This is a genomic window from Propionivibrio sp., assembly GCF_049316945.1.
Lineage (GTDB): Bacteria > Pseudomonadota > Gammaproteobacteria > Burkholderiales > Rhodocyclaceae > Propionivibrio.
This window is the reverse complement of the sequence record NZ_JBMOJE010000230.1, coordinates 1-4,449: the sequence shown is the minus strand read 5'-3', so window position 1 is coordinate 4,449 and position 4,449 is coordinate 1. Positions and strand designations below refer to the sequence as shown.

Sequence of the window (4,449 nt, the reverse complement as noted above, 5' to 3'; positions counted from 1 at the left end):
AGTCAGACGTAGACATAGCCCGTGTGGCGATCTCGTTGCGCGACATTGAACGGGCGTTGCGAACGCCAGACAGCTCAAGGCAGGAGACAGCGATTTCAACCAGGCTTCGAGCATCGCCACGCGATCCCTTGATTCCAAGACGGGCATCAAGCGCGTTTGAAATGCCATTGCTGGCTGTAACCTGATGGCCTTCATCAAACGGCAGGCGACGACCGGGGCCGCCTGCATCGCGGGTGGCGATGAATTCGAGCATTTCGTCTTTTGCCTGGTCGATAGTCTTGTCGCTGGAGAGCATGCGCTCCATGAAGTCGGCAGGCAGGCGATGCGTAGCGCCAAGTGATTCGATGGCAGAGCGGGTTTGAATATTCATTTTGTTTCCATTGGTGGTTTGTGAGCGGTACATTCCAGCGCCGGTATCGGCGGGAATGGCCACGAGGGATACTTCAAGAGGAGACCAGCGCGTTACACGCTGCACCCCGTTTGCTTCGTTTTGGTATTCCGATATTTGATAACCGACCGATAATGACGGGAGGATTCCGGTTTCAACATCGGCCTTGGCTTGCTGTGCGTCGGCACTGGTGCCGAAACGCGCCATGCCGCGCAGCTTGCTTCCGTCGTTCGTGATTGAGTCGATACGACCGATGGCTTTTGACTGGTCATGGTTCAGCAACAGGGCCAGTCCGTCCGCAGCACGGGTCAGGTCGACACACTCGGGCGAGTGGTCGAGGATTTCAGAATATCCGCCACGCTCGATGGCCTCGTTGGTGGATAGCACGCAAGGCACGGCCCGGTCGGCAGCAATGGCGCGAACGTCTAGCTTAATGCTCCCGTAGGCTGTGCGCTTCATTGACGCCGTCCAATCATCGCGTCGGGGTAGTCGGTGCCGTTTATCACCGCGTCGACAACCATGTTGAAGAAGCAGCGCAGGGCGAACATTTCTCGAATGGTCAGAGCAATGGTAATTTCTTGCTCCGGTATCCAGGTCGTGAGCCGCACCTTGCCGGAGATGACGGCGACAGACAATCCGCCAGCGGACGCGGGGGCAGTCTGTTCTAGGATGGTTGTATTTCGTTTGAAAGTTGCAAATCTTGCGCGTTCAGAGGGGGTAAACATGGTGGCTCCTTTTTGAGTACGCCCACTTTGCAACGCTTTGTCTAAACGTGATAACGATGTGCAACCATGTCATGTTTTCGAGATGATTTGCGCCAGGCGTACAGGGCCGGGTATGCGGCCAAGCTTCTCGAATTCGCGGAGTTCTCCGGATTTTTTTTGCGGGTGATTTCTTCCGCTTGTGCTTTCACCGTTGGCAAAGCTAGCGAGAAGGCCAGCGTGCGTATTCTTTCATCGCGCTCCGGAATTGAGCAGTACAGCGTATGCCGTCCGCCAGCTCGCGAACGCAGGCCAAGCAGCTGGTCAAGTTTGGTGGAAGGGTCAGCAAGCCGACGGGATGCGGAAGTGCAGAACCAAGTTTTGATATACGCAGGAATGTGCGGGTCGGTGGCTACGAAACCCAACAGGCACTGGAGATATTTCGCGGACTCGAATGGCTTCATGCGGTAACACCACAAAACCTTTCCGTGGATCCATTCATTTCAGAATTTATTTGCTCCATCAAGCAATCGATTCGATTGGCCTCCTCTGTGAATCCTGATGATTTTGGGGGGTGGTTAAGGTTGCCTGGTATCTCAAACCCAACAGAATCACCCTTTCCAGCAATACCCGTGTAATTCAAGAAAAGGAATTGCCCAAGTCGAATGGCTTGCGCCCCAGTCATGTGAATGTCTAAATCTGCTGATGCTGCGGCGATAAGGTACGGATCGAACAACACACGCGGCAGCCGAACACGAAACCAGTCCTCCAGGCAACCCCAAAACGGGTCAATGCTCCCGCTTGTTTCCGCCGGTCGTTTTGGCATCATCGTTTTTTCGCCGGTGTTGCCATCAACGCGGTTTTCTTTCGTCCTCACTGGGTCGAGGTTCTTTGCCCGCCATTTTTCAGCGGCCTCGATTGAGTGGGTTGGCATTCCTTCTTTTTTGAGTCTGTACCCCATCGATTCACTGATTTTCAGGGCATAGACAAGTTCTTTCATCTTCATTGACAATCCTCAACCAAAAGCTGAACCAACGATAAAAATTCTATATCTGGCCTAATAACAAGGTTCTAACTACCCGTGTGTGGAGGTCGCCGGGAGTACCTTTTTCATTCAAGCAGGCGGAGTTGGCGATCATCGGGCGGGCCAGAGCTGAGGCGAGAGTCAGGGAGAACTGCCTAGGCCACTCGCATTCGACTGTCTTGGTAGCCACATAGTTGAAGTCGAATATCGCTTCATAGGTAGCACTTGGCACAAAGATGATTACGGGCTTTACTACCGTCCCAGATGAAAGATGAAACCGTTGCCAGATACCCTCTGGGTAATTAAGGCTATTTCCATACCATCCTCCCCCAGGTCTTCCTATCCTGTTGGTTAAATTGTTTGCGAGAACCACGCGCATAAGGCTGTCGACTAACGAAAAACTCGACTAACTCGACAAACCCGGTTAGTCGAGTTAGTCGAGTTTTTCGTTAGTCGGTGGCGCTCTGCGTGCAAGCCATTCATATGTATAAAGAAAAAGACTTTAAAAATGGTTTTATGGCGAATAACCGACTAAGTAGATAAACACTTTGGATTTACCCGATACCAAACGCTGGCGCGAGCACCCTTGTTTGCGCGCTTTTCCTCGCGTAAAACGTCCTGCTGAACCAGCCGGTCAGCCGCCTTAATCAGGCGCTCGACGGAACGGAACCGGCCCTCCATTGCTTTCTGGCAAGTACGTCTCTGGAAGGAAGCCTTGCCCTCGGCACGTATCCACATCAACATGGCTTTTGCATCAACGTCCGCCGCGTCGGAACCCAGCAGCCCGAATGCTTCCTGAGCGTGGGGAATCAGCGCACGCGCCAGCGCCACGCCACGCGCCGCCGCGCCTTCGCTGATGTGGTAAGCGCCCAGACCTACCTCAGCTAGCTCGATCAGACCAGCCATCCGCGCCGCCGCGCCGGGGAGCTTTGATGTCCAATCAGAGATGGATTCGAGCTTTCCGCCCTCGCCTTGGCTCCGCTCGATCTCTTCAGCAAAATCCAGCCATAGTTCTTTCGCCGCGTCCGAGAATGGGAGAAGCACAGGCGGCAATGGCTGCAAGGGTCGCTTGTCAAGCAGCCCGAAGATTCCGGCTTCGTAGGAGGAGCGAACGCCGGGAGGTATCGGCACGCGCCGCCGCACGTCACGCTTGCCGACATTGCTTACCGGCATGGCGTAAAGGAATCGCGCCAACAGTCCGCTATCACGGAACCGCCTACCGCTGGCTACATCAGAAAGAATGCCGGGTTGCAGTGCAAGGCCAAACGACAGCGCCGGGTGTTCGAGATAAGCCTCGCGCTCGGCACGATCTACTCGCACCGGAGAACCAGCATGGGCTTGTAGGAATACGTCAAGGCTCGCGTTGCCGCCAGAATACAATCCGGCCATAACCAGAAAGATGCCGCCCTCGTCGGTGAGTACCGCCATGCGCTCACCCTGCTTTACCAGCATGGATTGAAGCGTTTCCGCCGTGGTATCGCCAGTGAATAATTTTGGTGGGAAGATTTCGGCCGGCATGGTGTCCTCTTCGATTTCGATCTCTTCCTGGATTGATTTCCGTGCCTCATAGCCAGCGGCTTTTGCCGCGTCAATAACCAGCTTGTCGATACGTTTTTTAGCCACAGCACGCGCGGCATTGACGGTGATGATCTCGCGCCGCAGCCGGTCACGTTCGAGCTTCTCCCATTTCATCAGTGGGTCGGTTAGTGCGTTGATAACTGCCGTCTTGCGTGCACCGCTCGGCATGGCGGTCAACGTCCAAAGTGACAGCGGCTCGGTGTAGTCGTCGCCCTCGCCAAACGGAACCACTTCAAAGCGCCGCTGCAAAACGGTAGCCAGTACCGACAGCGCCAACGCTACCGCCATGGCTGGGGGTGTTTGCGTACTATCAGCGACGGACAGCGCCATGTCGCCAACCCATGACGGAAGCAGCGAAGCGGGAATCTCCGGCGTACTCTTGATGCCGGGGATCATCGGATCGGGCCACTCTTCCACAGTTGCTAACAGTTGATCCATGCGCATTGCATCGCTGCGATTAGCGGCGTTTTCATTCGCGGCTTTATGCGTTGATATGGCCGAAGTGATTAAAGTCGCCACAGCGCCGGGCCCAGCCTCTCTGGCCAGGTCGTTGAAGTCGGAAAGATCAGACATGGGCTACCTCGGCAAAGGTCGGCACGGCCAGCGCCGCATTGACGGATCGTGCCGCCGCCGTGGCTGCTGTTAGGCCAGGGTTGCCGGGTGCTTCAGCGTCGTTGTCAGCCGCAATGACCAGCGTAAGGAGCGGGAATTTTTGACGCAGCGCACGTGCAACAGGCTGAAGGTTGCCCGCGTCGAAG

At 55.4% G+C, this 4,449-nt stretch carries 5 protein-coding genes and 1 pseudogene; all 6 read right to left on the bottom strand.

Annotation, left to right across the window (positions count from 1 at the left end):
- On the bottom strand, positions 1-847 hold an 847-nt coding region (locus ACOYNV_RS25940; RefSeq protein ID WP_422902708.1), incomplete at its 3' end, for an HK97 family phage prohead protease.
- Positions 844-1,113: a hypothetical protein gene (locus ACOYNV_RS25935; protein ID WP_422902707.1), complete on the bottom strand. Its 270-nt coding sequence runs from the start codon at positions 1,111-1,113 to the stop codon at positions 844-846. The genes ACOYNV_RS25940 and ACOYNV_RS25935, both read right to left, overlap by 4 nt.
- A 41-nt stretch (positions 1,114-1,154) precedes the next feature.
- A complete protein-coding gene (locus tag ACOYNV_RS25930) occupies positions 1,155-1,553 on the bottom strand; it encodes a hypothetical protein (protein WP_422902706.1) in 399 nt (132 codons plus the stop codon).
- A complete protein-coding gene (locus tag ACOYNV_RS25925) occupies positions 1,550-2,095 on the bottom strand; it encodes a hypothetical protein (RefSeq protein ID WP_422902705.1) in 546 nt (181 codons plus the stop codon). The genes ACOYNV_RS25930 and ACOYNV_RS25925 overlap by 4 nt, the downstream gene beginning before the upstream one ends.
- 549 nt (positions 2,096-2,644) lie before the next feature.
- The gene (locus ACOYNV_RS25920) at positions 2,645-4,264 is read right to left on the bottom strand and encodes a YfjI family protein (protein WP_422902704.1); all 1,620 of its coding nucleotides are present in this window, start codon (positions 4,262-4,264) and stop codon (positions 2,645-2,647) included.
- Positions 4,257-4,449: pseudogene (locus ACOYNV_RS25915) on the bottom strand (hypothetical protein); the annotation flags it as partial. The gene ACOYNV_RS25920 and the pseudogene ACOYNV_RS25915, both read right to left, overlap by 8 nt.

Excerpts from the sequence above, each read along its gene's own strand:
- ACOYNV_RS25930 (WP_422902706.1), bottom strand. The coding sequence starts at position 1,553 with ATGAAGCCATTCGAGTCCGCGAAATATCTCCAGTGCCTGTTGGGTTTC.
- ACOYNV_RS25925 (WP_422902705.1), bottom strand. The coding sequence starts at position 2,095 with ATGAAGATGAAAGAACTTGTCTATGCCCTGAAAATCAGTGAATCGATG.
- ACOYNV_RS25920 (WP_422902704.1), bottom strand. The coding sequence starts at position 4,264 with ATGTCTGATCTTTCCGACTTCAACGACCTGGCCAGAGAGGCTGGGCCC.
- ACOYNV_RS25935 (WP_422902707.1), bottom strand. The coding sequence starts at position 1,113 with ATGTTTACCCCCTCTGAACGCGCAAGATTTGCAACTTTCAAACGAAAT.